Here is a 22,246-nt window from a genome sequence, read left to right on the forward strand (position 1 = left end):
CCCGGCGGGGACCGGGGCGTCGGCGTGGCACCCTTGCGGGGATCAGAAAGGACGCCTCCGCCGGTATGAGCACCCCGCCGAACCCGCCCACCCCGCCGACCGGTCCCCCGACGGAACCGGCCGGCACCCCCATACCCGAGGCGGCCCCCGCCGCCAAGCCGCTCCCGCAGCCCACGACACCCGAACCGCCGCTGTCCCTGGACAAGCAGGCGTCCCCCGAGAAGCCCTCGCCCGAGAAGACTTCGCTCGAGAAGCCGCTGCCGTCCGACGCCCGGTCGTCCGACGCGCCGCTGTCCCCGGACAAGCCCGCGGCCCCCGGCCAGACCCCGGCGCCCGAGCAGCCCGCACCTCCGGTACAGCCGGCGGCGCCCGCGCCGAACCCGTTCGCCCCGCCCTCCCCCGCCGCACCCGCTCCCCCGGCGCACCCCGCGGCCGGCGGCTTCGGACCCGGCGGACCCGGCGGACCCGGCGGACCCGGCGGACCCGGCGCACCCGGCGCACCCGGCGGTCCCGGCGGCCCCTGGGCCCAGCCCGCGCCCGGCTACGGCGGGGCCCCGTACCACGGGTACCCGCCGCTGCTCCCGACCACGAACGGGCTGGCCGTGGCCGCCCTCGTCGTCGGCATCGTCGGGATCCTGGTCGCGCTCGTCCCCTTCTTCTTCTGGGCCGGCGCCATCCTCGCCGCGACCGCCCTGGGCCTCGGCATCGGCGCGCTGGTCCGCGCCTCCAAGGGCGCCCCGCGCAAGGCGATGGCCGTCACCGGGACCGTCCTCGGCGTGGTCGGCCTCGGCGCGGCCGTCGGCGGCGTCTTCCTCTCCGCCCTCGTCATCGAGAAGGCCGCCGACCGGGCCGAGCGCCGCCTCGACTGGGAGGACCCCGAGCTGGTCCCCTACCCCGACTCCTCGCCGAAGCCCAAGTTCTCGCCCTCGCCCTCGCCCACCCAGGTGCCGGGCCTGACCAGCGCGCTGCCGTTCGGCGAGACCTTCACGTACGACAACGGCGTCAAGGTGAGCCTCTCGGCGCCCAAGAAGTACCAGCCGAAGGGCATCATCGCCCGCGAGCAGGTGAAGAACGCGATCCAGATCACGGTGACCATCACCAACGGCTCGACCGAGCCGCACGAGGTGATCTACGCCGTGCCCAACGTCCGCGACGACAAGGGCATGACCGCCGAGCTGGTCTTCGACAGCGGCGGCTCCGGCGGCGGCGTCCCCAAGATGGTGCGGGGCTCGATCCTGCCCGGCGAGTCCGCCAGCGGGGTCATCGCGTACGAGGTGCCCGAGGGCACGGCGAGCATCAGCGCGGACATCTCCGCGGGAACCCTGCTCGACGACGTGAAGTACACCGGTCCCGTCACCTGACCCGGCGGTCCGGAACGGAAAGGCGGCCGGGGCCCAGGACATCGCGTCAGAAAGACGATTACACTGGGCCCCGTGCCTCAACTACGCCTCGCTCTGAATCAGATCGATTCGCACGTCGGCAACATCGCGGCCAACGCGGACTCGGTCGTCCACTGGACCCGTCACTCCGCCGAGCAGGGCGCCCATCTGGTGGCGTTCCCCGAGATGGTGCTGACCGGGTACCCCGTCGAGGACCTCGCCCTGCGGGAGTCCTTCGTCGAGGCCTCCCGCACCGGCCTGCGCGACCTCGCACGGCGGCTGGCGGACGAGGGCTTCGGTGACCTGCCGGTCGTCGTCGGCTACCTCGACCGCAGCGACGCCTCGGCCCCCCGGCTCGGCCGTCCGGCCGGCTCCCCGGAGAACGCGGCCGCCGTGCTGCACCGCGGCGAGGTCGTGCTGCGGTTCGCCAAGCACCACCTCCCCAACTACGGCGTGTTCGACGAGTTCCGGTACTTCGTGCCCGGCGACACCCAGCCGGTCGTCCGGGTCCACGGCGTCGACGTGGCCCTGGCCATCTGCGAGGACCTCTGGCAGGAGGGCGGCCGGGTCCCGGCCACCCGCTCCGCCGGGGCCGGCCTGCTGATCTCGATCAACGCCTCCCCGTACGAGCGCAACAAGGACGACCTGCGCCTGGAACTGGTGCAGAAGCGGGCCAAGGAGGCCGGCTGCACCCTCGCCTACGTGGCGATGACCGGCGGGCAGGACGAGCTGGTCTTCGACGGGGACTCGATCGTCGTCGACGGCAGCGGCGAGGTCATCGCCCGCGCCCCGCAGTTCTCCGAGGGCTGCGTGCTCGTCGACCTCGACCTTCCCGCGGCGCAGCCCGCCGCGCCCGAGGGCGTGGTCGACGACGGGCTGCGCATCGACCGGGTGATCCTGTCCGAGGAAGCGGTCGAGGCCTACGAGCCGGTCGTCCCCGGCGGGTACGCCGACCGCCTCGACGACGACGAGGAGGTCTACGACGCGCTGGTCGTGGGCCTGCGCGCGTACGTCAGGAAGAACGGTTTCCGCTCCGTCCTGATCGGCCTCTCCGGCGGCATCGACTCCGCGCTGGTCGCGGCCGTCGCCTGCGACGCCGTCGGCGCGCAGAACGTCCACGGCGTCTCGATGCCCTCGAAGTACTCCTCGGAGCACTCCCGGGGCGACGCGGCCGAGCTGGCCGAGCGGACCGGGCTGAACTTCCGGACCGTGCCGATCGAGCCGATGTTCGACGCCTACATGGGCTCGCTGGGCCTGACCGGACTCGCCGAGGAGAACCTCCAGTCCCGGCTGCGCGGCACCATGCTGATGGCGGTCTCCAACCAGGAGGGCCACATCGTGCTGGCCCCGGGCAACAAGTCGGAGCTGGCCGTCGGCTACTCGACCCTGTACGGGGACTCGGTGGGCGCGTACGGCCCGATCAAGGACGTGTACAAGACGGACGTCTTCCGGCTCGCCCGGTACCGCAACCGGGCCGCGGCCGAGCGCGGCGAGGTCCCGCCGATTCCGGAGAACTCGATCGTGAAGCCGCCGAGCGCCGAGCTGCGCCCGGGCCAGGTGGACACGGACTCGCTGCCGGACTACCCGGTGCTGGACGCGGTCCTGGCCCTGTACGTGGACCGCGACAAGGGCCTGGAGGAGATCGTCGCGGCCGGTTTCGACCGGGAGCTGGTCGCGAAGATCCTGCGGATGGTGGACACGGCGGAGTACAAGCGCCGCCAGTACCCGCCGGGCACGAAGATCTCCGCGAAGGGCTTCGGCAAGGACCGCCGGCTGCCGATCACGAACGGCTGGCGCGAACGCGCGTAGCCGCCGCGCCCGGCCCGTACGCACACGGAAGGGGCCCGCCGCTGATGCGGCGGGCCCCTTCCGTGTGCGTACGGGCGGCCTAGACGTTCAGCCGCGCGGCGATCGGCAGGTGGTCGCTGCCCGTGCGCGGGAGGGTCCAGGAGGCCTTCGGGGTGATCCCGCGGACCATGATCTGGTCGATCCGGGCCATGGGGAACTGGGCGGGCCAGCTGAAGCCGAAGCCGTCGCCCGCGGCGCCCTGCGTGGAGCGCATCTGCGAGGTGACCTCGGACAGGGCGCGGTCGTTCATGGTGCCGTTGAGGTCGCCGAGCAGGATGACCTTCTTGAGGGGTTCGGCGGCGAGCGCGGCGCCCAGCGCGTCCGCGCTGTTGTCGCGCTGGTTGGCGGTGAAGCCCGCGTTCAGCTTGACCCGTACCGAGGGCAGGTGGGCGACGAAGACGGCGACCTGTCCGTGCGCGGTGTCGACGGTGGCGCGCATGGCCCGGGTCCAGCCCATCTTGATGTCGACGGGGGCGCTGGCGGTCAGGGGGTACTTGCTCCAGATGCCGACCGTGTTCTCGACGGAGTGGTACTTGTACGTGGCCGCCAGGGCCTTCTCGTAGACCGGGACCACGTTCCCCTTGAGCTCGGTCAGGGCCAGGACGTCGGCTCCGGACTTCGCCACGGACTCGGCGGTTCCGCGGGGGTCGGCGTTGTCGGCGTCCACGTTGTGGGTGGCGACGGTGAGGTTGCCGCCGGCGCCGGACTTGTCGGTGACCAGGCCGCCGAACAGGTTCGCCCAGACCACGGCCGTCAGCAGTATCGCGATGAGCGCGGTCGCCGACCGGCGCAGCAGGGCGGCGGCCAGCAGCACCGGCACGGCCAGGCCCAGCCAGGGCAGGAAGGTCTCGGTGAGGCTGCCGAGGTTGCCCACCTGGTTGGGCAGCTGTGCGTGGAAGATCATGACCAGCGAGATCAGTACGGAGAACCCGGCCAGCACCAGCCCGCGCCGCCAGATCCCCCGGTCGCCCCGCAGCTCGGCCAGCCGGCGTCGGAAGCGGGATCCGGAGGGCTCGGGCTCCGAGCCGCCGTTCCCCTTTTCCGTCATGTACGCCTGTGCCATGCCGCCGCCCTCACTGCCGTGCTCGCGCTCCGTTCCCGCCCCTTGACCCTAGGCGATGTACGGAGCCTTCCGTGCGTTACCTCACGACCGCCTGTCGCGACCGTACGTTCCGCAGGACGAACGTCCGTACGCCACGGGTTCCGCTTGTCACAGAACGCTCACATTGGCTCGAGCGGGAGTGGGGTGCGGGCGGGGCGGGTCCGGTCCGCCGCCGCGGCCACTTCCGCCGCGGGCCACCCGGGTGCGACCATGGGTGATGAGTCCGGGGACGCCGTGAGGGCGCCTCGAGATGACACTAGGAGCAGTTGCAATGACGCATGCCGTTTCGCCTGCCCGCGAACCCGCAGCAGCCTCTCCGTCGGGCCCCACCCTGTACGGCGGCACCGGCACCCGGCGCATCACGATCCGCGACCTGAACCTCGCCAAGGAACGCGGCGAGAAGTGGCCCATGCTGACCGCCTACGACGCGATGACCGCGTCCGTGTTCGACGAGGCCGGCATCCCCGTGATCCTCGTAGGCGACTCCATGGGCAACTGCCACCTGGGCTACGACACCACCGTCCCGGTCACGATGGACCAGATGACCATGCTGTCGGCCGCCGTCGTACGGGGCACGAGCCGCGCCCTGGTCATCGGCGACATGCCGTTCGGCTCGTACCAGGAAGGTGCCGTGCAGGCGCTGCGCAGCGCCACCCGCCTCGTCAAGGAGGCCGGCGTGGGGGCCGTGAAGCTGGAGGGCGGCGAGCGCTCGCTGGCGCAGACCGAGCTGATCGTGCAGGCGGGCATCCCCGTCATGTCCCACCTGGGCCTGACCCCGCAGTCGGTCAACGCCATGGGCTACCGGGTCCAGGGCCGCAGCGACGAGGCCGCGCACCAGCTGCTGCGCGACGCCAAGGCCGCGCAGGACGCGGGGGCCTTCGCCGTGGTGCTGGAGCTGGTCCCGGCCGAGCTGGCCGCCGAGGTCACCCGGTCCCTGCACATTCCGACGGTCGGCATCGGCGCGGGCGCGGAGTGCGACGCGCAGGTGCTGGTGTGGACCGACATGATGGGCCTGACCGGCGGGAAGATGCCGAAGTTCGTGAAGCAGTACGCGAACCTGCGCCAGACGATGAACGACGCGGCGAAGGCCTTCGCCGCGGACGTGGTGGGCGGAACGTTCCCGCAGGCGGAGCACGCCTTCCACTAGCGGTCGGCACCCGCAGTGACCGACAGCCCGCCGACGCGATGCCGGCGGGCTGTCGCACGCGTGTCGGCCGGCTGTCGGTGCTTTGTCAGTGGCGTCTGATCCCATGGTGGGCATGACGCGAAACGACAAGAATCCCAACGCCGTGGAAGTACGGGGGCTGGTCAAGCACTACGGCGAGACGAAGGCCCTGGACGGTGTCGACCTGGACGTCCGCGAGGGCACCGTCCTCGGGGTCCTGGGCCCCAACGGCGCCGGCAAGACCACCCTGGTGCGCTGCCTGTCCACCCTGATCACCCCGGACGCCGGCACGGCCCGGGTCGCCGGCTTCGACGTGGTCCGCCAGCCCCGGCAGCTGCGCCGCACCATCGGCCTCACCGGCCAGTACGCCTCGGTCGACGAGAAGCTCTCCGGCTGGGAGAACCTCTACATGATCGGGCGGCTGCTCGACCTGTCCCGCAAGGACGCCCGGTCCCGCGCGGACGAGATGCTGGAGCGGTTCTCGCTGACCGAGGCCTCGAAGAAGGCCGCCATGAACTACTCGGGCGGCATGCGCCGGCGCCTGGACCTGGCGGCCTCCCTCATCGGCAACCCGGCCGTCCTCTACCTGGACGAGCCGACCACCGGTCTGGACCCCCGCACCCGCAACGAGGTGTGGGACGAGGTCCAGCGGCTGGTGGCCGAGGGCGCCACCGTGCTGCTCACCACCCAGTACATGGAGGAGGCCGAGCAGCTCGCCAGCGAGCTGACGGTCATCGACCGCGGCAAGGTCATCGCCAACGGCAAGGTCGACGAGCTGAAGGCCCGGGTCGGCGGCCGCACGCTGCGGCTGCGCCCCGTGGACTCCGCCGACCTGCCGGGCATGGCCCGCTCGCTGGCCGAGGCCGGGCTCGACGGCGTGGCCGGCTCGCAGGCCGTGCCGGACGAGGGCGTCCTGCTGGTGCCGATCCTGAGCGACGAACAGCTGACCGCCGTGGTCGGCCTGCTGGCCGCCCGCGGGTACGCGATCGCCGACCTCGGCACCTACCTGCCCAGCCTGGACGAGGTGTTCCTGTCGATCACCGGCCAGAAGCCCACCACCGAGATGACCGAGGAAGTCGCGGCATGAGCACCGTAACCACGACGAAGCAGCCCGCCGGGGACACGCCCGTCCGGGCCGCCGCGGCCCCGCTGCCCGGCGAGGGCCGCATCGGCCTGCGGGCCAACCTGCGGCACATCGGCGCGCTGGTGCGCCGCAACGCCCTGCAGATCAAGCAGGACCCCGAGTCGATGTTCGACGTCCTGTTCATGCCGATCATCTTCACGCTGCTGTTCGTGTTCGTCTTCGGCGGCGCGATCTCCGGCAAGGGCAACCAGGCGGACTACGTGAACTACGTGGTCCCGGGCCTGATGGCCATGATGGGCATGAACATCGCCATGGCGGTCGGCACCGGGGTCAACGACGACTTCAAGAAGGGCGTGATGGACCGCTTCCGGTCCATGCCGATCGCCCGGTCGTCCGTGCTCCTCGCCAAGATCGTCGTCGAGCTCGGCCGGATGATGGTGGCCATCACGATCCTGCTCGGCGTCGGCTTCATCCTCGGCCTGTCGATCAAGTCCTCGGTGCTGGACCTGTTCCTGGCCATCGGCCTCTCGGCCGTCTTCGGCGCCTCGCTGATGTGGATCTTCATCCTGCTCGGTCTCACCATGAAGACCGCGCAGGCCGTCCAGGGCATGGCGATGCTGGTCCTGATGCCGCTGCAGTTCGGCAGTTCGATCTTCGCCCCGCCGTCCACGATGCCGGGCTGGCTGCAGTCCTTCACGGACTACAACCCGCTGTCCAACCTGGCCGATGCGGCCCGCGCCCTGATCAACGGGGGTCCGGTCGGCGACTCGGTGTGGATGACCCTCGCCTGGTCGGTCGCCATCACCGCCGTCACCATGCCGCTCGCGGTGCGCAAGTTCCGCCAGAAGACCTGATCCGCGGACCGGTCCGTTCCGGATCGCGTCCCGGACGGGCTCCGGCCGGGGGCCGGGTCAGATGAGGGCGGCGGCTTCCTCCAGGGTGAGGCCGCCGCCTTCGGCGTACGCCGCCTCGAATCCGGCCGCGCCGAGCGCCGCCCGCGCCAGCTCCTCCGTACGGGCGGCGTCCTCGCGTTCCGTGGTGACGGCGAAGTGCCCGGGCGGCAGCAGCGCCCGGTAGGCGCCGAGCAGCCGGGCGGCGTCGTACTCCCGCGGGCCGCCGAGCGAGGCCATCGAGAACGCCGCGGTCACCAGGTAGACCGTCGGCATCTGCGGGGCCACCATCCGGGCGAGCGGGTCCTGGACGGTGTCCATCGCCTGGCGCAGCAGGGTCAGCGACTCCTCGTACGCGCCCTCCTGGTTCGCCAGCCAGGCCAGCGTGCCCAGCAGGAAGCCGTCGAAGATGGCGAACGCGCCGAAGGCGAACTCCTCGCGCAGCGTCTGGAGCTGCGCCCGGGCCTCCGGAATGCGGCCGGTGCGGCCCATGATGCCGGCGAGGAACATCCGGGCGGCGGGCATGGCCTCGTTGCCGTACTGCTGGACCGTGGCCACGATCCCGGTGAGGATCTCCTCGGCCTCCTCCATCCGGCCGCTCTCGCTGAGGGTCCCGGCCATCCGTACGCGCAGGACCGTCACCTGCGCCTTGGCTCCCAGGCGTTCGGCGTACGCGATCGCCTCCCGGAAGTCCCGGGCGGCCAGGGCGTACTCGCCGCGCTTCTCCAGGGACTCGGCGCGGGCGGAGAGCGCCTCGGCGCAGCCCCAGGCGTCGCCGAGCTCACGGAACAGGGCGAGGCTCTCGTCGGCGTCGCGGGAGGCGTCGCCGGCCCAGTCCGCCCGGTTGGCGAGGATGTTGGCCCGCAGCTGGAGGGCGGAGGCCAGCTCCCAGCGGTAGCCGAGCTCGCGGGCGGTGTCGACGGTCGCGTCGATGACCCGGTGGAGCCGTCCGGGATCGCCCGCGATCATGACGGCGTAGATCCAGAGCGAGGCGGGGGTCCGGCAGGTCTGCGGGAGTCCGGGGCGGTAGGCGGCGATCACCCCGTCGACCTGGGCGCGGACGTCGGGGCTGTTCCAGTCGGCCTTGGTCTGGTCGCGGGAGGCCAGCCGGACCAGGTGGACGGCGCGCCAGGCCTCGGTGAGGAGTTCGCCGCGGTAGGGCGGGGGCGTGTCGACGAGCCGCTCGTACACGGGCTCCGCCAAGGCGACGCCGGGCCCGGCGAACGGGTCGGGGCCGAAGGTGGCGGCCGCGTCGGTCCAGTGCCGGGACTCGGCGCGCAGGTCGTGCATGTGCCAGTACCAGCCCAGCGAGTGGATGAGGCAGAGCACTTCGTCGGCGTCGCGGGCGGCGACGGCCCGGCGCAGGGCGGTGCGGATGTTCTCGTACTCGGTGGCGAGCCGGTCGGTCGCCGCCCGCTGGCCGTGGCCGCGGAGCAACGGCTCGCTGGTGCGGGCCAGTTCGCGGTAGTGGACGAGGTGGCGGCGCTCGGTGTCCTCCCGGTCGCGGCCGGCCTCGGCCAGGCGCTCGGCGGCGTACTCGCCGACCGTCTCCAGCAGCCGGTAGCGCATGCCGGAGCCGTCGGGCCCGGGGGCGGCGACGACGAGGGACTTGTCGACGAGGGAGCCGAGCGTCCCGGCGACGTCGAGGACGCCTCCGGCGGCTCCCCCGGCGCACACCGTCTCGGCGGCGGCGAGGTCGCAGCCGCCCGCGAAGACGGAGAGCCGGCTCAGGACGGTGCGCTCGGGCTCCTCCAGCAGGTCCCAGGACCAGTCGACGACGGCGCGCAGGGTCTGCTGCCGGGGCAGCAGGGTCCGGCTGCCGCCGGTCAGCAGCCGGAACCGGTCGTCGAGGCGGTCGGCGATCTGGCGCGGGGTGAGCAGCCGCAGGCGGGCCGCGGCCAGTTCGATGGCCAGCGGCAGCCCGTCGAGGCGGCGGCAGATCTCGGCGCAGGCGGCCGGGTCCTGGGCCACGGTGAACCCGGCGCGGGCGGCCGCGCCGCGGTCGGCGAGGAGCCGCAGCGCGACCGGGTCGGGCAGCGGCTCCACCGGCCGCAGCGTCTCCCCGGGCACGCCGAGGGGTTCGCGGCTGGTGGCCAGGATCCGGATGCCGGGGCAGTGCGTGAGCAGCCGCTCGGCGAGCACGGCGGCGGCCTCGACGACGTGCTCGCAGTTGTCGAGGAGCAGCAGGAGCCGGCGCCGTGCGCAGTGCTCGGCGAGGCGGTCGAGGGGGTCGTCGCCGGTGCGGTCGGTCAGCACCCGCAGCTCCTCGGCGGCGGCGCCGCGCAGCTTGGTCTCGCGCGCGCCGAGCGCGGCGAGCACGGCCTCGGCGACGTCTTCCGGATCGTCCACGGGGGCCAGCTCGACGAGCCACACCCCGTCGGGCCAGCCGTCCGGGTCCTGTGCCTCGGCGGCCTCCTGGGAGAGCCGGGTCTTGCCCGCCCCGCCGGGGCCGAGCAGGGTGACGAGCCGGGCGCGGGCGAGGTCGCCGCCGATGTCGCGGATATCGTCCTCGCGCCCGACGAAGGTGGTGAGCCGGGCCCGCAGGTTGCCCTGCGCGGGCTGCCGGCCGGGCTGCCCGGGCGGCGGCCCGGCCGGCGCGGCGGCGCCGTGCGCGCCCGATACGGGTGCGGGGCCGGGCACGGGGCCGGGCTCGGGCCGGGGGTTCAGGAGCTCGGCGTGCAGGGCGCGCAGGGCGGGTCCCGGGTCCGTGCCCAGGCGGGCGGCCAGGTCGCGGCGCACGGTGTCGTACGCCTCCAGGGCCTCCGCCGGGCGGTGCGCGTCGCGCAGCGCCCGGATCCGCAGGGCCTGCAGGGACTCGTCCAGCGGCTGCCGCGCGCACAGCTCCGTCAGCTCCGGCAGGGCCTGCTCCGCCCCGCCCAGGGCCAGGGCCGCGGCGATCCGGCCCCGGCGCGCGTCCATCCGTACGGCCTCCCAGCGCGCGGATTCCGCGGCCGGGTCGGGAAGGTCGGCGAGGGCGGGGCCCCGCCACAGGGCGAGGGCCTCCTCGTACAGGTCGGCGGCCTTGGCCGGATCGCCGTTCTCCAGGGCCTCGGCACCGGCCCGGGCCAGCCGCTCGAAGCGGTACAGGTCGACGTCCTCGCGGTCGGCGGCCAGCAGGTAGCCGCCCTCGGTGGAGCGCACGGCCTGGTGCCCCAGCGCCCGCCGCAGCCGCGCGACCAGCGCCTGGAGGGCGGCCGGCGCGTCGGCCGGCCGCTCGCCGTCCCACACCTCGGCGACGAGCAGGTGCGCCGGCACCGCCCGGCCGGGCCGCAGCGCGAGCGCGGTCAGCAGCGCGCGCAGGCGGGCTCCGCCGACGGCGACGGGGCTCCCGTCGTCGCGCATGGCCTGGGTCGTACCGAGAATCGCGTAACGCACCGGCCCATTGTCCCCGGACGGGCGCCCGGCCCCGACCTTATTTCCGTACGGCAACCGGGATAGGTTTCGCGGCATGGGTCACCAGGGCAGCCGCGGAGAGCGGCGGATCAGTTCCGTATTCCTCGGCATCGCGGCCGTCATGGCGGTCACCGGCTGGGCCGTGTGGACGGGGTACTCGACGAGCACCGGGCTCGCCGTGTTCCTGTTCGTGACCTCGGCGTGGGTGGTCTCCCTCTGCCTGCACGAGTACGCGCACGCCCGCACCGCGCTGCACGGCGGCGACCTGACGGTGGGAGCCAAGGGCTACCTGACGCTGAACCCGCTCAAGTACACGCACGCCCTGCTCAGCATCGTCCTGCCGGTGCTCTTCGTGATCCTGGGCGGCCTGGGCCTGCCCGGCGGCGCGGTGTACATCGAGCGCGACCGCATCCGGGGCCGCTGGAAGCACAGCCTCATCTCGGCGGCGGGCCCGCTGACGAACGTGGCCTTCGCCGTGGTGTGCACGGCCCCGTTCTGGCTGGACGCCCTGGACGGGGTCCCGCTCGCCTTCCGCTACGCGCTGGCCTTCCTGGCGCTGCTCCAGGTCTCGGCGGCGATCTTGAACTTCCTGCCGGTGCCGGGCCTCGACGGCTACGGGGTGATCGAGCCCTGGCTCTCGTACCGGATCCGCCGCGAACTGGAGCCGCTGGCGCCGTTCGGCCTGATCGCGGTGTTCGCGCTGCTGTGGATCCCGGAGGTCAACGCGTTCTTCTTCGACGTGGTGCGCGACATCCTGACCGGCCTGGGCGTGTCGGACCTGGAGACGTACTGCGGCCGCGACCTCTACCGCTTCTGGCAGGAGGCCGACGGCCTGTGCGAGGTCCCGCAGAACTAGCGGCGGGACGGCCCTACGAGGCCCGCGCCGCCTTCTCGGCCTTCGCCTTGCGGATGTAGTACCAGGCCATGTTGGACGTGAGACCGGCCAGCAGCACCCAGACGATCCCGATGAAACTGCCCTCCACGAAGGCGACGACGGCCGCGGCGATGGCGAGTACGCAGACGACAACGGCGAAGACGGCAAGGCGGGGCATGGAAAGAGCTCCTCGAAAACACTGAACGGGGCCGAGCCCCTCCAGTGTCTCCCATGCCCCGCAGTGTTCCCGTAAGGGCGGGCGCGATCCCACCCGGCCCCGTCAGACGTCCGTGATGCGGAGGCCCGCGTGGGCCTTGTAGCGGCGGTTGGTCGAGATGAGGTTGGCTACCAGGGATTCGACCTGGTGGGCGTTGCGGAGGCGGCCCGCGAAGACGCCGCGCATGCCCGGGATGCGGGCGGCGAGGGCCTGGACGAGGTCGGTGTCCGCGCGGGATTCGCCGAGGACCATGACGTCGGTGTCGATCTCGTCGATCGACTCGTCCTGGAGCAGGACCGCCGAGAGGTGGTGGAAGGCCGCGGTGACGCGGGAGTCCGGGAGCAGGGCGGCGGCCTGCTGGGCGGCGCTGCCCTCCTCGACCCGGAGGGCGTAGGCGCCCTGCTTGTCGAAGCCGAGCGGGTTGACGCAGTCCACGACGAGCTTGCCCGCGAGGTCCTCGCGGAGTGCTTCGAGGGTCTTGGCGTGGCCCTCCCACGGCACCGCGATGATCACGATGTCGCTGCGGCGCGCGCATTCGGCGTTGTCCGCACCCTCCACGCCGAGGCCCAGTTCCTCGGCGGCGGTGTGCGCGCGGTCGGCGGCGCGCGAGCCGATGATCACCTTCTGGCCGGCCCGGGCGAGCCGGTAGGCCAGGCCGCGGCCCTGGTCGCCGGTGCCGCCGAGGACGCCGACGACGAGGCCGGAGACGTCCGGGAGGTCCCACGGGTCCTTGGCGGGGGCCTTCGCCGGGGGTTGCTGCGTGCTGTCTGTGGAGGTCATGGGGGCGAGGGTACTGCCGAGTACCGCAGAGGAGGAGGGAAGGGAGGGGGTGGGGTGGGGGAAGCCAAGGGGTGCGAAGTGGCCGCGGTTGTCCGGTTCATGGTGCAGGATGCCGCTATGGATGCCGTGAGAGTCGCGCTGCTGCGCGAGGTCCTCGCCGGTACGCAGTGGCCCGGCGCCGCACGCCGCTTCGCGGGCTCGCTGCGCCGCTCGGTCGTGCCGGCCGGCGGGAAGCTGCTGCTCGTGGGGACCGAGCGGTACGAACCCTGGCACCTGGCCGCGCACCTGGTGGACGAGGCCGCCTGGTCGGGGCTGCCGGAGCTGGCGCCCACGCTGGTGCGCCACCGCGTGCAGCCCGGGCAGCCGCCGCACCTGTCGGTCGGGCTGGGCAGGCTGGCCGCGGCCCGGCGCGGGCACACGGTGCTGGTGGTGGCTCCCGGGGAGCCGGGCGAGGGGCTGCTGGAGCGCGTCCACGACGCCCGGCGCGCGGGGGCGACCGTACTGTCCCTGGACGGCGGGGATCCGGACCTGGGCGCGCTCGCGCACGACGCGCTCTCGGCGCCGGCGGGCCCCGCGGAGGGGGCGCCCCCTGCCGCGGACGGCTGGGGGATGGATCTGGACACCCTCCAGCACCTGGTCAGCGCGGCGGCCGGGGAGAACAGCCTGCCGGTGCAGCGCGGGCCGCGCCGCTTCCGGGACCGGCTGGCACGGCTGGCCGATCAGCTGACCGCGCCGCCGCCCAGCCGCTGGTAGCCCTCGTCCAGCCGTTGTCCAGCCCCTCGTCAGGTCGCCGTGCCCTCGCCGCCGCCCTCCTCCCGGGACTTGTCGTTCCACTTGGGGTCGTTCTGCCATTCGAGGTTGCGTTCCTGTGCCGTCTCCATGGCGTGGGCCGCCTCCTCCGGGGTCCCGTACGGACCGAAGCGGTCCTTGGCGGGGCACTCGGGGCCTTCCTCGACCTTGTGGTGGACCAGGCAGTAGTACCATTCGCCCGGTTTGCCCACCTGGCGCTTCTTGAACACGGCCATCGCTGTCGGGCTCCTCTCGATACCGCCGCTACCGCTCTCTGCCGCCATGCTGCCCCATCCCCGCTGGATACACTCGCTTGCATGTCTGGCCAGTCGCTGCTCGTACCAGGCGAGCTCTCTCCCGTCCGTTCCGTTCCCGGAAACATCCGCCGTCCCGAGTACGTGGGCAAGCCCGCACCCACCCCGTACACCGGACCGGAGGTGCAGTCGGCCGAGACCATCGAGGCCATGCGCACCGCCGGCCGCATCGCCGCCCGGGCGATGGAGGAGGCCGCCAAGCTGATCGCGCCGGGGGTGACCACCGACGAGCTGGACCGGGTCGCGCACGAGTACATGTGCGACCACGGCGCCTACCCGTCGACGCTGGGCTACCGGGGCTTCCCCAAGTCGCTGTGCTCCTCGCTGAACGAGGTCATCTGCCACGGGATCCCGGACTCCACCGTGCTGCGCGACGGCGACATCGTGAACCTCGACGTGACCGCGTACATCGGCGGGGTCCACGGCGACAACAACGCCACCTACCTGTGCGGGGAGGTGGACGAGGAGTCGCGACTGCTGGTGGAGCGCACCCGGGAGGCACTGAACCGGGCGATCAAGGCCGTCAAGCCGGGCCGCCAGATCAACATCATCGGCCGGGTCATCGAGTCGTACGCGAAGCGCTTCGGCTACGGCGTGGTCCGGGACTTCACCGGTCACGGCATCAACTCGTCGTTCCACTCCGGCCTGATCATCCCGCACTACGACAGCCCGCACGCCACCACCGTCATCGAGCCCGGGATGACCTTCACCATCGAGCCGATGCTGACCCTGGGCACCCACGAGTACGACATGTGGGCGGACGGCTGGACCGTGGTCACCAAGGACCGCAAGCGGACCGCGCAGTTCGAGCACACGCTCGTCGTGACCGACGACGGGGCGGAGATCCTGACCCTTCCGTAGCGGCTTCCGCGGCCGCCGCGTTTTTTACCGACAAGACGTCGGGAACACATTGACTTAGGCATGCCTAAGTAGGAAGATCGGACGTGGCGGGCATGCCGCCACGTCTGTTTCCTCTTCCTGGAGGTCCGTCTTGGACGCCTTCTCTACGGTCATCCGCGTCGCCTCGCACGAGCAGCACACCGAAGCAGAGACGTCGACCTTCATGAGCGACCTGCTCGGCGGGCGCCTCGGCGTGGACGCGTACACGCGCTACACCGAGCAGCTGTGGTTCGTGTACCGGGCCCTGGAGGACGCCGCCGAGTCCCTGAAGGACGACCCGGTCGCGGGTCCGTTCATCCAGCCCGAGCTGATGCGCGTCGCCGAGATCGAGCGCGACCTCGCGCACCTGCTCGGCCCGGACTGGCGCGAGTCCGTCGTGGCGCTGCCCGCGACCGAGGCCTACGCCGCCCGGGTGGCCCAGTGCGCGGCCGAGTGGCCCGGCGGCTACGTCGCCCACCACTACACCCGGTACCTGGGCGACCTCTCCGGCGGCCAGATCATCCGCGACAAGGCGGAGCGCACCTGGGGCTTCGAGCGCAAGGGCGACGGGGTGCGCTTCTACGTCTTCGCGGACATCTCCAACCCGGCGGCCTTCAAGCGGACCTACCGCGAGCTGCTGGACGCCATAGCGGCGGACGACCTGGAGAAGCAGCGCATCATCGACGAGTGCAAGCGCGCCTTCGACTTCAACGGCGCGGTCTTCCGCGAGCTGGGCGAGCAGTTCCAGCTCAGCGCGTAGCAGTCCCCCGCGGGACGGTCGGCGTACAGAGGGCCGGCCCGGTGCGAACGCACCGGGCCGTCCCTCTTCGTACGTGCGGACCGCGGGGTCAGCGGTGGGACCCGGCCGCCGGCGGGGCGAGCCGGGCGAAGCGGACGCGGCCGCCGATCTCCACGCTGCCGTCGGGGCCCGGGGCGGTGAGGATCTGGGAGCCCGCGCCCTGGGTGATGTTGAGGGCGCGGCCCAGCTGGACCGTGAGCAGGATCGCCGCGGAGCCGGTGGCCTCGTCCTCGGCGATGACCCCGTCGGCGCGGCGCGGGAAGCCGCGGGCCCGTACGCGCCCGGCGGCCTCGTCCTCCCAGGCCCACGCGTAGAGCCAGCCCTCGCCCGGCGGCGGGGCCGGCAGCGCCTCGACCTCGGCGACCGACCCGTACTGCTCGGTGCGCTTGCCCTCGACCCACTCGGGGCGGGCCGTGATCCAGGTGAACTCGCCGTCGTCGCGGGCCCATACGGACCCGGCCGGCGGCCGGAGCTCCTCGACGTCCAGCAGCCAGGCGAGCCCGACCAGCGGATGTCCGGCGAAGGACATCCGCGTGCCGGGCGTGCGGATGTCGACGATCCCGCGCTCGGGATCGTCGACGAACACCGTCTCGCTGTAGCCGAGTTCGGCCGCCAGGGCCTGCCGCGACGCATCGTCGGGGCAGGCCCGGCCGTCACGTACGACACCGAGCAGGTTGCCGTGCCGGCCGTCGCCCGCGCAGAAGACCTTCAACACGTCGAGTTGATCGAGTTGATCGTTCACGCGGGCATTCAAGCACGGGTCAGCGCTGGGCCGTGCGCCGCCTGCGGGCGAGGAAGACCGCGCCGGCACCGGCCGCCATCACGGCGCCCGAGGTGCCGAGCAGGGCTCCCGCGGGGATCTCCGCACCGGTGGCGGCGAGGTTGCCGCCGACGGTGGCCGCGGTGGCTCCGGTGCCGCCCGTGCCGCCGGTGCCCCCGGTGGTGCCGCCCGTACCGCCGGTGGTGCCGCCCGGGAGGGTGGCGTCCTTGTCCACCGCCACGGAGACGGTGAGCGGGTCGATCGCGTCCCCGGCCTTGTACATGGAGCCGGTGGTGTCGTTGGCGAAGGTGGCCGCGCCCTCGGTGGTGAAGGCCGCCGGGACGGCGTTCAGCGCCAGGACGCCGTCCTTGGTCTTGTAGTCCGTCTTCGACAGGTCGAGCGTGGCGAAGGGGACGGCCGTCTTGCTGCCGGAGGCGGTCTTCACGTCCACGTAGAGCGTGCCGGTCTTGCCGGTGGCCGCGACGCGGGGGTTGGCGAAGGTCATGTCGATGCCGTGGGCGGCGTACTGGAAGCGGAGGCTGCCCTCGAAGGAGGCGTTCAGCGTCTGCTTCTTGGCGTCGAGCTCGCCCTTGCCGAGGGCGAAGTCGTAGAGGTCGCCGTTCTTGGCGGCGCCGCCGGCCGGGGTGATCGAGCCGGCGCTCAGCACGTACTTGCGGAAGGACTCCTTCACGCCCCACGTCAGCTTGGCGCTGAGGACCTTCTGCGGGCCGTCGGCCGGAACCGTGGGCTTCTCGGTGGGGGTCGCCGACTTCGTCGGGGTCGGGGAGGGGCTCTGCGACTGCGACGGCGACGGGGTCGGCGACGGGGAGGGGGACGGCGGGGCGGGCTTCTCGAACTCCAGCTTCGCGGTGAGCGGGTCGCCCGCCTTGTTCTCGTACGAGGCCGAACCGAGCGCGTCCGCGGCCTCCTTGGTGAGGGTGGTCCCCAGGTTGGCCATCGACTGGCCGGCGAAGGCCACGGCGGCCAGCGGCACGTCCTGGGTCGTGGCGCCGCCCTTGGTGACGTCAGCGGTGACCTTCTTCGTGCCCGTGTCGATGCGGAAGTCCGAGAGCTTGACCTCGAAACCGTGGCCGGCCGGCGGGGCGGGCGAGGAGAAGGTGACGCTGCCCTTGAAGGCGGCCTTCACCACGTGGCCGGCGGCCGGCTCGTACTGTCCGGTCGGCTCGCCGAACCGCAGGCTGCCGTCCGCGTTCTGGGTGGCGCCCTCCGCCACGGTGATGGTGCCCTTGGCCATGCCCGTCACGTAGGCGCGGTAGCTGGCGAGCACGCCCCAGTCGAGGGTGCCGCCGACGATCTTCACCGGGGCGGTCGGCGGACCGTCCGCGGCGGACGCGGGCAGGACCAGGGCGGTGGCGCCGAGGGCGGCGGCGGTGAGGACGGCGGCCGCGACGGCGATCGGGCGGCGGTGGGACGACATGGCTGAGAACTCCTGGGAAGAGGAAGAGAAGAAGGAAGAGGTACGGGAGAAGGGGGCGGAGCAGGGGGCGCGGCCGTTACGGGTTTTCGGCCCCGGCACTGCCCGTGGCGTCCGCCCCGGCACCCCGCGCGCTTTCGGCCTGGGCCTGGGCGCGGCGCTTGCGGAGCAGGAGGAGGACGGCGCCCGCGGCGAGCACCAGCACGGCCACGGCCAGGGCGGTGTACAGCCCCGTGTTCGAGGACTTCGCGGCCTTGGCGACCGCCTCGGGGGAGGCGCTGGGTTCGGGCGAGGGTGCGGCCGTGGAGCCCAGGTCGGGCAGCGCGGGCAGCTTCGCGGTGGAGTCGAGGGCGATCGCGAGCGAGACGGGGTCCATCTCGGTGCCCGCCTTGTACATGGCGTTGAAGGCCTGGGAGCCGCCCTCGGTGAGGGTGGCGGGGGCCTCGGTGAGGGTGGCCAGGCCGCCCTCGGTCTTGAGGTTCTTGGCGTCGAACTCGACCAGGGCGACGGCGTTCTTCGTCGTACCGCCGGTGGTGACATCGGCGGACAGGACGCCCTTGCCGTTCTCCACCGTGACGCGCACCGCGCCGAGCTTCAGGTCCAGATGGGCGCCGGTGAAGTGGACGGTGCCGGCGAAGGCGGCGTCAAGAGTGCCTTTCCCGCCGTCGTACGCGCCCTTGCCCTGTGCGAATCGGAACAGCGCGCCGCCGTCCTGGGCGCCCTCGGCGAGGGTCCACTTGCCCTGGCCGACCGAACCGGAGACGTACTCGCGGAAGGTGCGGCGCACGCCCCAGTCGACGGCGGCGTCGGTGAAGGCACCGGGCGTCTGCGGGGTCTGTGCGGACGTGCTCGGCTGCGCGCTGGGCGACTGCGAAGGCTGGGCGGACGGGGCCGCCTTGACGTCGGCGGAGAGCGTGACGGGGTCGAGCTGCGCGCCGGCCGCGTAGTAGCCGGCGAAGGCCTTGGCGCCCTGCTCGGTGAGGGTGGCCGGGACGTTCGTGAGGGTCAGCGGGCCGGTGGCGCCCTTCATGTCGACCCCGCGCAGGCCCAGGGTCGCGAACGGCACCTGGGACTGGCTGGTGACCGCGCCGGTGTCCTTGGCCTTGCTGGAGACGTCCACGTACAGGGTGCCGCTACCGCCGTTGATCTTGACGGTGGGGCGGCTGACGGTCATGTCCAGCTCGTAGGCCCCGTCGGGCTTCTGGTGGCCCTGGAAGGTCACCCCGCCCGAGTACGAGGCCTCGAAGGCCCCTGACTCCGGGTCATAGGAGCCGGTCGCCGTGTGGAAACGGAACAGGCTGCCGCCCACGGTGGCGGCTCCGTTCTTCAGCTTGAAACTTCCTTTCGCCACGGGACCCGTGACATAACTCTGGAAAGACGATTTGATGCCCCAGTCGAGTCGACCTCCCTGCACGGTGCCCGCCCGGGCGACGGTGGCCGGGAGCAGCGCCCCCAGCAGGGCCGCCAACAGGGCGACGGCGAACGTACGGGCGGGTCTCGTGGGCATGACTGCCCCCTCCAGGGTCTAGCGAGCAAAGGTTAGGCTAACCTAAGCTAACCACGCCGGATGGGAAACCCCCGGTCACCAGAAACCTCAGTCGGACGATCAGGACGGTGCCTTCGTGCCTACGCCCGCCGCGTCACACCGCTTTCCCCGTCTCGCCCTCGCCGTGGCAGCACTGGCACTCGCGCTGACGGGCTGCGGAGGTACGGCCACCACCCCGGGCCCATCCGCCCACACCGCCGCGGCGCCGGACCGCGTGGAACCGCTCACCCCGGCTCCCCTGCCCGCGCTGCCGGCGACCGTGCCCTCGGCCGACGGCACCTCGGTCACCATCGCCTCGGCGGACCGGATCATCCCGCTGACCGGCAGCCTCAACGAGATCGTCCACACCCTGGGCCTCGGCGAGAAGGTGGTCGCCAAGGACATCACCGCCACCTTCGAACAGGCCGCCGCACTGCCGGTGGTGACACGTGGCCACGACGTCTCCGCCGAGAGCGTGCTCTCGCTGCGCCCGACGCTGGTCCTCGCGGAGACCACCACGGGTCCCGCCGAGGCCGTCCAGCAGATCCGCGACGCGGGCGTCCCCGTCCTCGTCATCGCCCCCGCCAAGTCGCTGGAGGACGTACCGAAGCGGATCGACGCGGTCGCCGCCGCGCTCGGGGTCACCGACGCCGGCGCACGCCTGAACCAGCGCACCGCCGACCGGATCGCCGCCGTCCGCAAGGAGATCCCGGCCGCCTCCGGCAAGAAGCCCCGGGTCGCCTTCCTCTACCTGCGCGGCACCGCCTCGGTCTACCTGCTCGGCGGATCCGACTCCGGAGCGGCCTCGCTGCTGGAGGCGGCCGGCGCGGTCGACACCGGCAAGGAGTCCGGGCTCGGCAAGGACTTCACCCCGATCACCAGCGAGGCCCTGGCCGCCGCCGCCCCCGACGCGATCCTCGTCATGTCCAAGGGCCTGGAGTCCGTCGGAGGCATCGACGGCCTGACGAAGATCCCCGGCGTCGCCCAGACCCCGGCCGGCATGGACCGCCGCGTGGTCACGGTCGACGACGGCGTCATGCTCAACTACGGCCCGCGCACCGACCAGGTGCTGTCCGCACTGATCACCCAGCTCTACAGCAAGGCCGCTTGACGTGACCCTCCCCGACAGACGGGCCTCCCTGCTCACCACGGCCCTCGTCGTCAGCCTGCTCGTACTCGCCCTGGTCTCCGCCGGAACCGGCGCCTACCACATACCCCTCGGGGACGTCGTCGCCTCCGTCCAGCACCACATGGGGCTGGGCGGGGCGCCCCTCGACCGGGTCGGGGAGAGCGTCCTGTGGAACGTGCGCCTGCCCCGCGTCGTGCTCGCGCTGCTCGTCGGCGCGAGCCTGGGCTGCGCGGGCGCGCTCATGCAGGGCGTCTTCGGCAACCCCCTGGCCGAGCCCGGCGTCATCGGGATCTCGGCCGGCGCCGCGGTCGGCGCGGTCGCCGCCATCGGGCTCGGGCTCAGCTTCTTCGGCAACTGGACCATCACCGTCTGCGCGTTCGTCGCGGGCCTGATCACCGTGACCTCCGTCTACTTCCTCTCCCGCAACGGAGGGAAGACCGAGGTCGTCACCCTGATCCTCACCGGCATCGCCGTCAACGCCTTCGCGGGCGCGCTCATCGGGCTGTTCGTCTTCTTCGCGGACAGCGGCCAGGTCAACCAGATCACCTTCTGGCAGCTCGGCTCCCTCGCCCAGGCCACCTGGCCCAAGGTGCTCGCCGTCCTGCCCTGCGCCCTGGCCGGCCTGCTCGTGGCCCCCTTCCACTCCCGCCGCCTCGACCTCCTCTCCCTCGGCGAACGCCCCGCCCGCCACCTCGGCATCGACGTCGAGCGGCTGCGCCTCGCCCTCATCCTGGTCGTGGCGCTGCTCACCGCCGCGGCCGTGGCCGTGGCCGGCATCATCACCTTCGTCGGGCTGCTGGTCCCGCACCTGCTGCGGATGGCCAACGGCCCCGGCCACCGCTTCCTGGTGCCCGGCAGCGCACTGGCCGGGGCCCTGGTCCTGGTCGCGGGCGACCTGGCCGCCCGTACCCTCGCCCAGCCGGCCGAGCTGCCGCTCGGCGTCCTGACCGCCCTGCTCGGCAGCCCGTTCTTCTTCTGGCTGCTGCGCCGTACCCGCCGCAAGCAAGGAGGCTGGGCGTGACCGGAACGACCGGCAGGCTCACCGGGCTGCTCTCCCGGAACCGGCGGACCGTCCCGGCCCGCCCCGCACCCGGTGCGGACCTCGCCGAGATCTCCGGCCTGCACGTGCGGCTCGGCGGGCGCGAGGTCCTGGCCGGCATCGACCTGACCGCCCGGGCCGGCGAGGTGCTGGCCCTGGTCGGACCCAACGGAGCGGGCAAGTCCACGCTGCTGGCCGCGCTGGCCGCCGATCTGCCGGCCGCCGCCGGGGAGATCCGGGTCGACGGCCGCCCGGTGCACGCGTGGTCGGCCCCCGACCTGGCGCTGCGGCGCTCCGTACTGCCGCAGTCGGCCGCGCTGTCCTTCCCCTTCCCCGTGGCGGACGTCGTGCGGATGGGCCGCGCGCCCTGGGCCGGCACCCCGTTCGCCGACGCGGACGAGGAGGCGGTGGCCGCCGCCATGGCCGCCACCGAAGTCACCGATTTCGCGGAGCGGCCCTTCTCCGCCCTCTCCGGCGGCGAACGGGCGCGGGTCGCACTGGCCCGCGTACTGGCCCAGCGGGCGCCGCTGCTGCTCCTCGACGAACCCACCGCCGCCCTGGACCTGCGCCACCAGGAACTCGTGCTGCGGATCTGCCGGGAGCAGGCCGCCGCCGGGGACGCGGTGGTCGTCGTCCTGCACGACCTGGGACTGGCCGCCGCCTACGCGGACCGGGCCGCCGTCCTGTACGGCGGACGGATCGCCGCGGCCGGGCCGCCCGCCGAGGTGTTCGAGGACGCGCTGCTCAGCCGCGTCTACCGGCAGCCCGTGGAGGTACTCCCCCACCCGCGCACCGGCGCACCGCTGGTGGTCCCGGTCCGGGGCGAGGCGCCCCGACCCGTGTGA

General features: G+C 72.9%; 20 protein-coding genes. 12 read left to right on the top strand and 8 right to left on the bottom strand.

What is annotated here, in order from left to right:
* Window positions 1-65: 65 nt before the first annotated feature.
* Window positions 66-1,361, top strand: a complete 1,296-nt coding sequence (locus ACTVZO_RS12960) for a hypothetical protein (protein WP_443298514.1) — start codon at window positions 66-68, stop codon at window positions 1,359-1,361.
* 72 nt (window positions 1,362-1,433) lie between these two features.
* A complete protein-coding gene (locus tag ACTVZO_RS12965; RefSeq protein WP_443298515.1) occupies window positions 1,434-3,188 on the top strand; it encodes an NAD+ synthase in 1,755 nt (584 codons plus the stop codon).
* Window positions 3,189-3,267: 79 nt separating this feature from the next.
* On the opposite strand, the gene ACTVZO_RS12970 is transcribed toward ACTVZO_RS12965, so the two are convergent.
* A complete protein-coding gene (locus ACTVZO_RS12970) occupies window positions 3,268-4,290 on the bottom strand; it encodes an endonuclease/exonuclease/phosphatase family protein (RefSeq protein WP_443298516.1) in 1,023 nt (340 codons plus the stop codon).
* 310 nt (window positions 4,291-4,600) lie between these two features.
* Here ACTVZO_RS12970 and panB point away from each other — a divergent pair, with 310 nt between their 5' ends.
* The 3 genes from panB to ACTVZO_RS12985 all read left to right on the top strand — a co-directional run bounded on the left by panB (window position 4,601) and on the right by ACTVZO_RS12985 (window position 7,432).
* Window positions 4,601-5,476, top strand: a complete 876-nt coding sequence (gene panB, locus ACTVZO_RS12975) for a 3-methyl-2-oxobutanoate hydroxymethyltransferase (protein ID WP_443298517.1) — start codon at window positions 4,601-4,603, stop codon at window positions 5,474-5,476.
* Window positions 5,477-5,579: 103 nt separating this feature from the next.
* A complete protein-coding gene (locus ACTVZO_RS12980; RefSeq protein WP_443303153.1) occupies window positions 5,580-6,581 on the top strand; it encodes an ATP-binding cassette domain-containing protein in 1,002 nt (333 codons plus the stop codon).
* A complete protein-coding gene (locus ACTVZO_RS12985; protein ID WP_443298518.1) occupies window positions 6,578-7,432 on the top strand; it encodes an ABC transporter permease in 855 nt (284 codons plus the stop codon). Before ACTVZO_RS12980 ends, ACTVZO_RS12985 begins: the two co-directional genes overlap by 4 nt.
* Window positions 7,433-7,489: 57 nt before the next feature.
* Here the strand turns inward: ACTVZO_RS12985 and ACTVZO_RS12990 are convergent, their stop codons facing one another.
* A complete protein-coding gene (locus ACTVZO_RS12990) occupies window positions 7,490-10,843 on the bottom strand; it encodes an AfsR/SARP family transcriptional regulator (RefSeq protein ID WP_443298519.1) in 3,354 nt (1,117 codons plus the stop codon).
* Between the two features lie 73 nt (window positions 10,844-10,916).
* Between ACTVZO_RS12990 and ACTVZO_RS12995 the strand changes: the two genes are divergently transcribed.
* Complete coding sequence (locus tag ACTVZO_RS12995; protein ID WP_443298520.1) at window positions 10,917-11,717, top strand: site-2 protease family protein; 801 nt, start codon at window positions 10,917-10,919, stop codon at window positions 11,715-11,717.
* A 13-nt stretch (window positions 11,718-11,730) separates the two neighbouring features.
* Here ACTVZO_RS12995 and ACTVZO_RS13000 read toward each other — a convergent pair whose 3' ends face one another.
* Complete coding sequence (locus ACTVZO_RS13000) at window positions 11,731-11,913, bottom strand: hypothetical protein (protein ID WP_384226375.1); 183 nt, start codon at window positions 11,911-11,913, stop codon at window positions 11,731-11,733.
* Window positions 11,914-12,015: 102 nt separating this feature from the next.
* Window positions 12,016-12,732: an NADPH-dependent F420 reductase gene (gene npdG / locus ACTVZO_RS13005; RefSeq protein ID WP_443298521.1), complete on the bottom strand. Its 717-nt coding sequence runs from the start codon at window positions 12,730-12,732 to the stop codon at window positions 12,016-12,018.
* A gap of 117 nt (window positions 12,733-12,849) precedes the next feature.
* On the opposite strand from npdG, the gene ACTVZO_RS13010 reads away from it, so the two are divergent.
* On the top strand, window positions 12,850-13,485 hold the full coding sequence (locus tag ACTVZO_RS13010; protein WP_443298522.1) for a hypothetical protein: 636 nt from the start codon (window positions 12,850-12,852) through the stop codon (window positions 13,483-13,485).
* 29 nt (window positions 13,486-13,514) lie between these two features.
* Here the strand turns inward: ACTVZO_RS13010 and ACTVZO_RS13015 are convergent, their stop codons facing one another.
* A complete protein-coding gene (locus ACTVZO_RS13015; RefSeq protein WP_443298523.1) occupies window positions 13,515-13,757 on the bottom strand; it encodes a hypothetical protein in 243 nt (80 codons plus the stop codon).
* A gap of 81 nt (window positions 13,758-13,838) precedes the next feature.
* Here ACTVZO_RS13015 and map point away from each other — a divergent pair, with 81 nt between their 5' ends.
* Both map and ACTVZO_RS13025 read left to right on the top strand, forming a co-directional pair.
* Window positions 13,839-14,696, top strand: coding sequence for a type I methionyl aminopeptidase (gene map, locus ACTVZO_RS13020; RefSeq protein ID WP_443298524.1), 858 nt, complete (start codon window positions 13,839-13,841; stop codon window positions 14,694-14,696).
* Between the two features lie 130 nt (window positions 14,697-14,826).
* Window positions 14,827-15,474: a biliverdin-producing heme oxygenase gene (locus ACTVZO_RS13025; protein WP_443298525.1), complete on the top strand. Its 648-nt coding sequence runs from the start codon at window positions 14,827-14,829 to the stop codon at window positions 15,472-15,474.
* An 88-nt stretch (window positions 15,475-15,562) separates the two neighbouring features.
* Here the strand turns inward: ACTVZO_RS13025 and ACTVZO_RS13030 are convergent, their stop codons facing one another.
* The 3 genes from ACTVZO_RS13030 to ACTVZO_RS13040 all read right to left on the bottom strand — a co-directional run bounded on the left by ACTVZO_RS13030 (window position 15,563) and on the right by ACTVZO_RS13040 (window position 19,215).
* The gene (locus ACTVZO_RS13030; RefSeq protein WP_443298526.1) at window positions 15,563-16,255 is read right to left on the bottom strand and encodes a PhzF family phenazine biosynthesis protein; all 693 of its coding nucleotides are present in this window, start codon (window positions 16,253-16,255) and stop codon (window positions 15,563-15,565) included.
* A gap of 19 nt (window positions 16,256-16,274) precedes the next feature.
* Window positions 16,275-17,711, bottom strand: coding sequence for an HtaA domain-containing protein (locus ACTVZO_RS13035; protein WP_443298527.1), 1,437 nt, complete (start codon window positions 17,709-17,711; stop codon window positions 16,275-16,277).
* A 76-nt stretch (window positions 17,712-17,787) separates the two neighbouring features.
* Window positions 17,788-19,215 carry an HtaA domain-containing protein gene (locus ACTVZO_RS13040; RefSeq protein WP_443298528.1) on the bottom strand — a complete coding sequence of 476 codons (1,428 nt, stop codon included), beginning with the start codon at window positions 19,213-19,215 and terminating at the stop codon, window positions 17,788-17,790.
* A gap of 115 nt (window positions 19,216-19,330) precedes the next feature.
* On the opposite strand from ACTVZO_RS13040, the gene ACTVZO_RS13045 reads away from it, so the two are divergent.
* Genes ACTVZO_RS13045 through ACTVZO_RS13055 form a run of 3 tightly spaced genes read left to right on the top strand, consistent with a single transcriptional unit; the run spans window position 19,331 to window position 22,246 of the window.
* The gene (locus ACTVZO_RS13045) at window positions 19,331-20,344 is read left to right on the top strand and encodes a heme/hemin ABC transporter substrate-binding protein (RefSeq protein ID WP_443298529.1); all 1,014 of its coding nucleotides are present in this window, start codon (window positions 19,331-19,333) and stop codon (window positions 20,342-20,344) included.
* A 1-nt stretch (window position 20,345) separates the two neighbouring features.
* On the top strand, window positions 20,346-21,383 hold the full coding sequence (locus ACTVZO_RS13050) for a FecCD family ABC transporter permease (protein WP_443298530.1): 1,038 nt from the start codon (window positions 20,346-20,348) through the stop codon (window positions 21,381-21,383).
* 26 nt (window positions 21,384-21,409) lie between these two features.
* On the top strand, window positions 21,410-22,246 hold the full coding sequence (locus ACTVZO_RS13055; RefSeq protein WP_443303154.1) for a heme ABC transporter ATP-binding protein: 837 nt from the start codon (window positions 21,410-21,412) through the stop codon (window positions 22,244-22,246).

It is taken from the genome of Streptomyces sp. IBSNAI002 (assembly GCF_052244475.1).
Lineage (GTDB): Bacteria > Actinomycetota > Actinomycetes > Streptomycetales > Streptomycetaceae > Streptomyces.

Excerpts from the sequence above, each read along its gene's own strand:
- ACTVZO_RS12960 (WP_443298514.1), top strand. The coding sequence starts at position 66 with ATGAGCACCCCGCCGAACCCGCCCACCCCGCCGACCGGTCCCCCGACG.
- ACTVZO_RS12970 (WP_443298516.1), bottom strand. The coding sequence starts at position 4,290 with ATGGCACAGGCGTACATGACGGAAAAGGGGAACGGCGGCTCGGAGCCC.
- panB (WP_443298517.1), top strand. The coding sequence starts at position 4,601 with ATGACGCATGCCGTTTCGCCTGCCCGCGAACCCGCAGCAGCCTCTCCG.
- ACTVZO_RS12980 (WP_443303153.1), top strand. The coding sequence starts at position 5,580 with ATGGTGGGCATGACGCGAAACGACAAGAATCCCAACGCCGTGGAAGTA.
- ACTVZO_RS12985 (WP_443298518.1), top strand. The coding sequence starts at position 6,578 with ATGAGCACCGTAACCACGACGAAGCAGCCCGCCGGGGACACGCCCGTC.
- ACTVZO_RS12995 (WP_443298520.1), top strand. The coding sequence starts at position 10,917 with ATGGGTCACCAGGGCAGCCGCGGAGAGCGGCGGATCAGTTCCGTATTC.
- ACTVZO_RS13000 (WP_384226375.1), bottom strand. The coding sequence starts at position 11,913 with ATGCCCCGCCTTGCCGTCTTCGCCGTTGTCGTCTGCGTACTCGCCATC.
- npdG (WP_443298521.1), bottom strand. The coding sequence starts at position 12,732 with ATGACCTCCACAGACAGCACGCAGCAACCCCCGGCGAAGGCCCCCGCC.
- ACTVZO_RS13010 (WP_443298522.1), top strand. The coding sequence starts at position 12,850 with ATGGATGCCGTGAGAGTCGCGCTGCTGCGCGAGGTCCTCGCCGGTACG.
- ACTVZO_RS13015 (WP_443298523.1), bottom strand. The coding sequence starts at position 13,757 with ATGGCCGTGTTCAAGAAGCGCCAGGTGGGCAAACCGGGCGAATGGTAC.
- map (WP_443298524.1), top strand. The coding sequence starts at position 13,839 with ATGTCTGGCCAGTCGCTGCTCGTACCAGGCGAGCTCTCTCCCGTCCGT.
- ACTVZO_RS13035 (WP_443298527.1), bottom strand. The coding sequence starts at position 17,711 with ATGTCGTCCCACCGCCGCCCGATCGCCGTCGCGGCCGCCGTCCTCACC.
- ACTVZO_RS13040 (WP_443298528.1), bottom strand. The coding sequence starts at position 19,215 with ATGCCCACGAGACCCGCCCGTACGTTCGCCGTCGCCCTGTTGGCGGCC.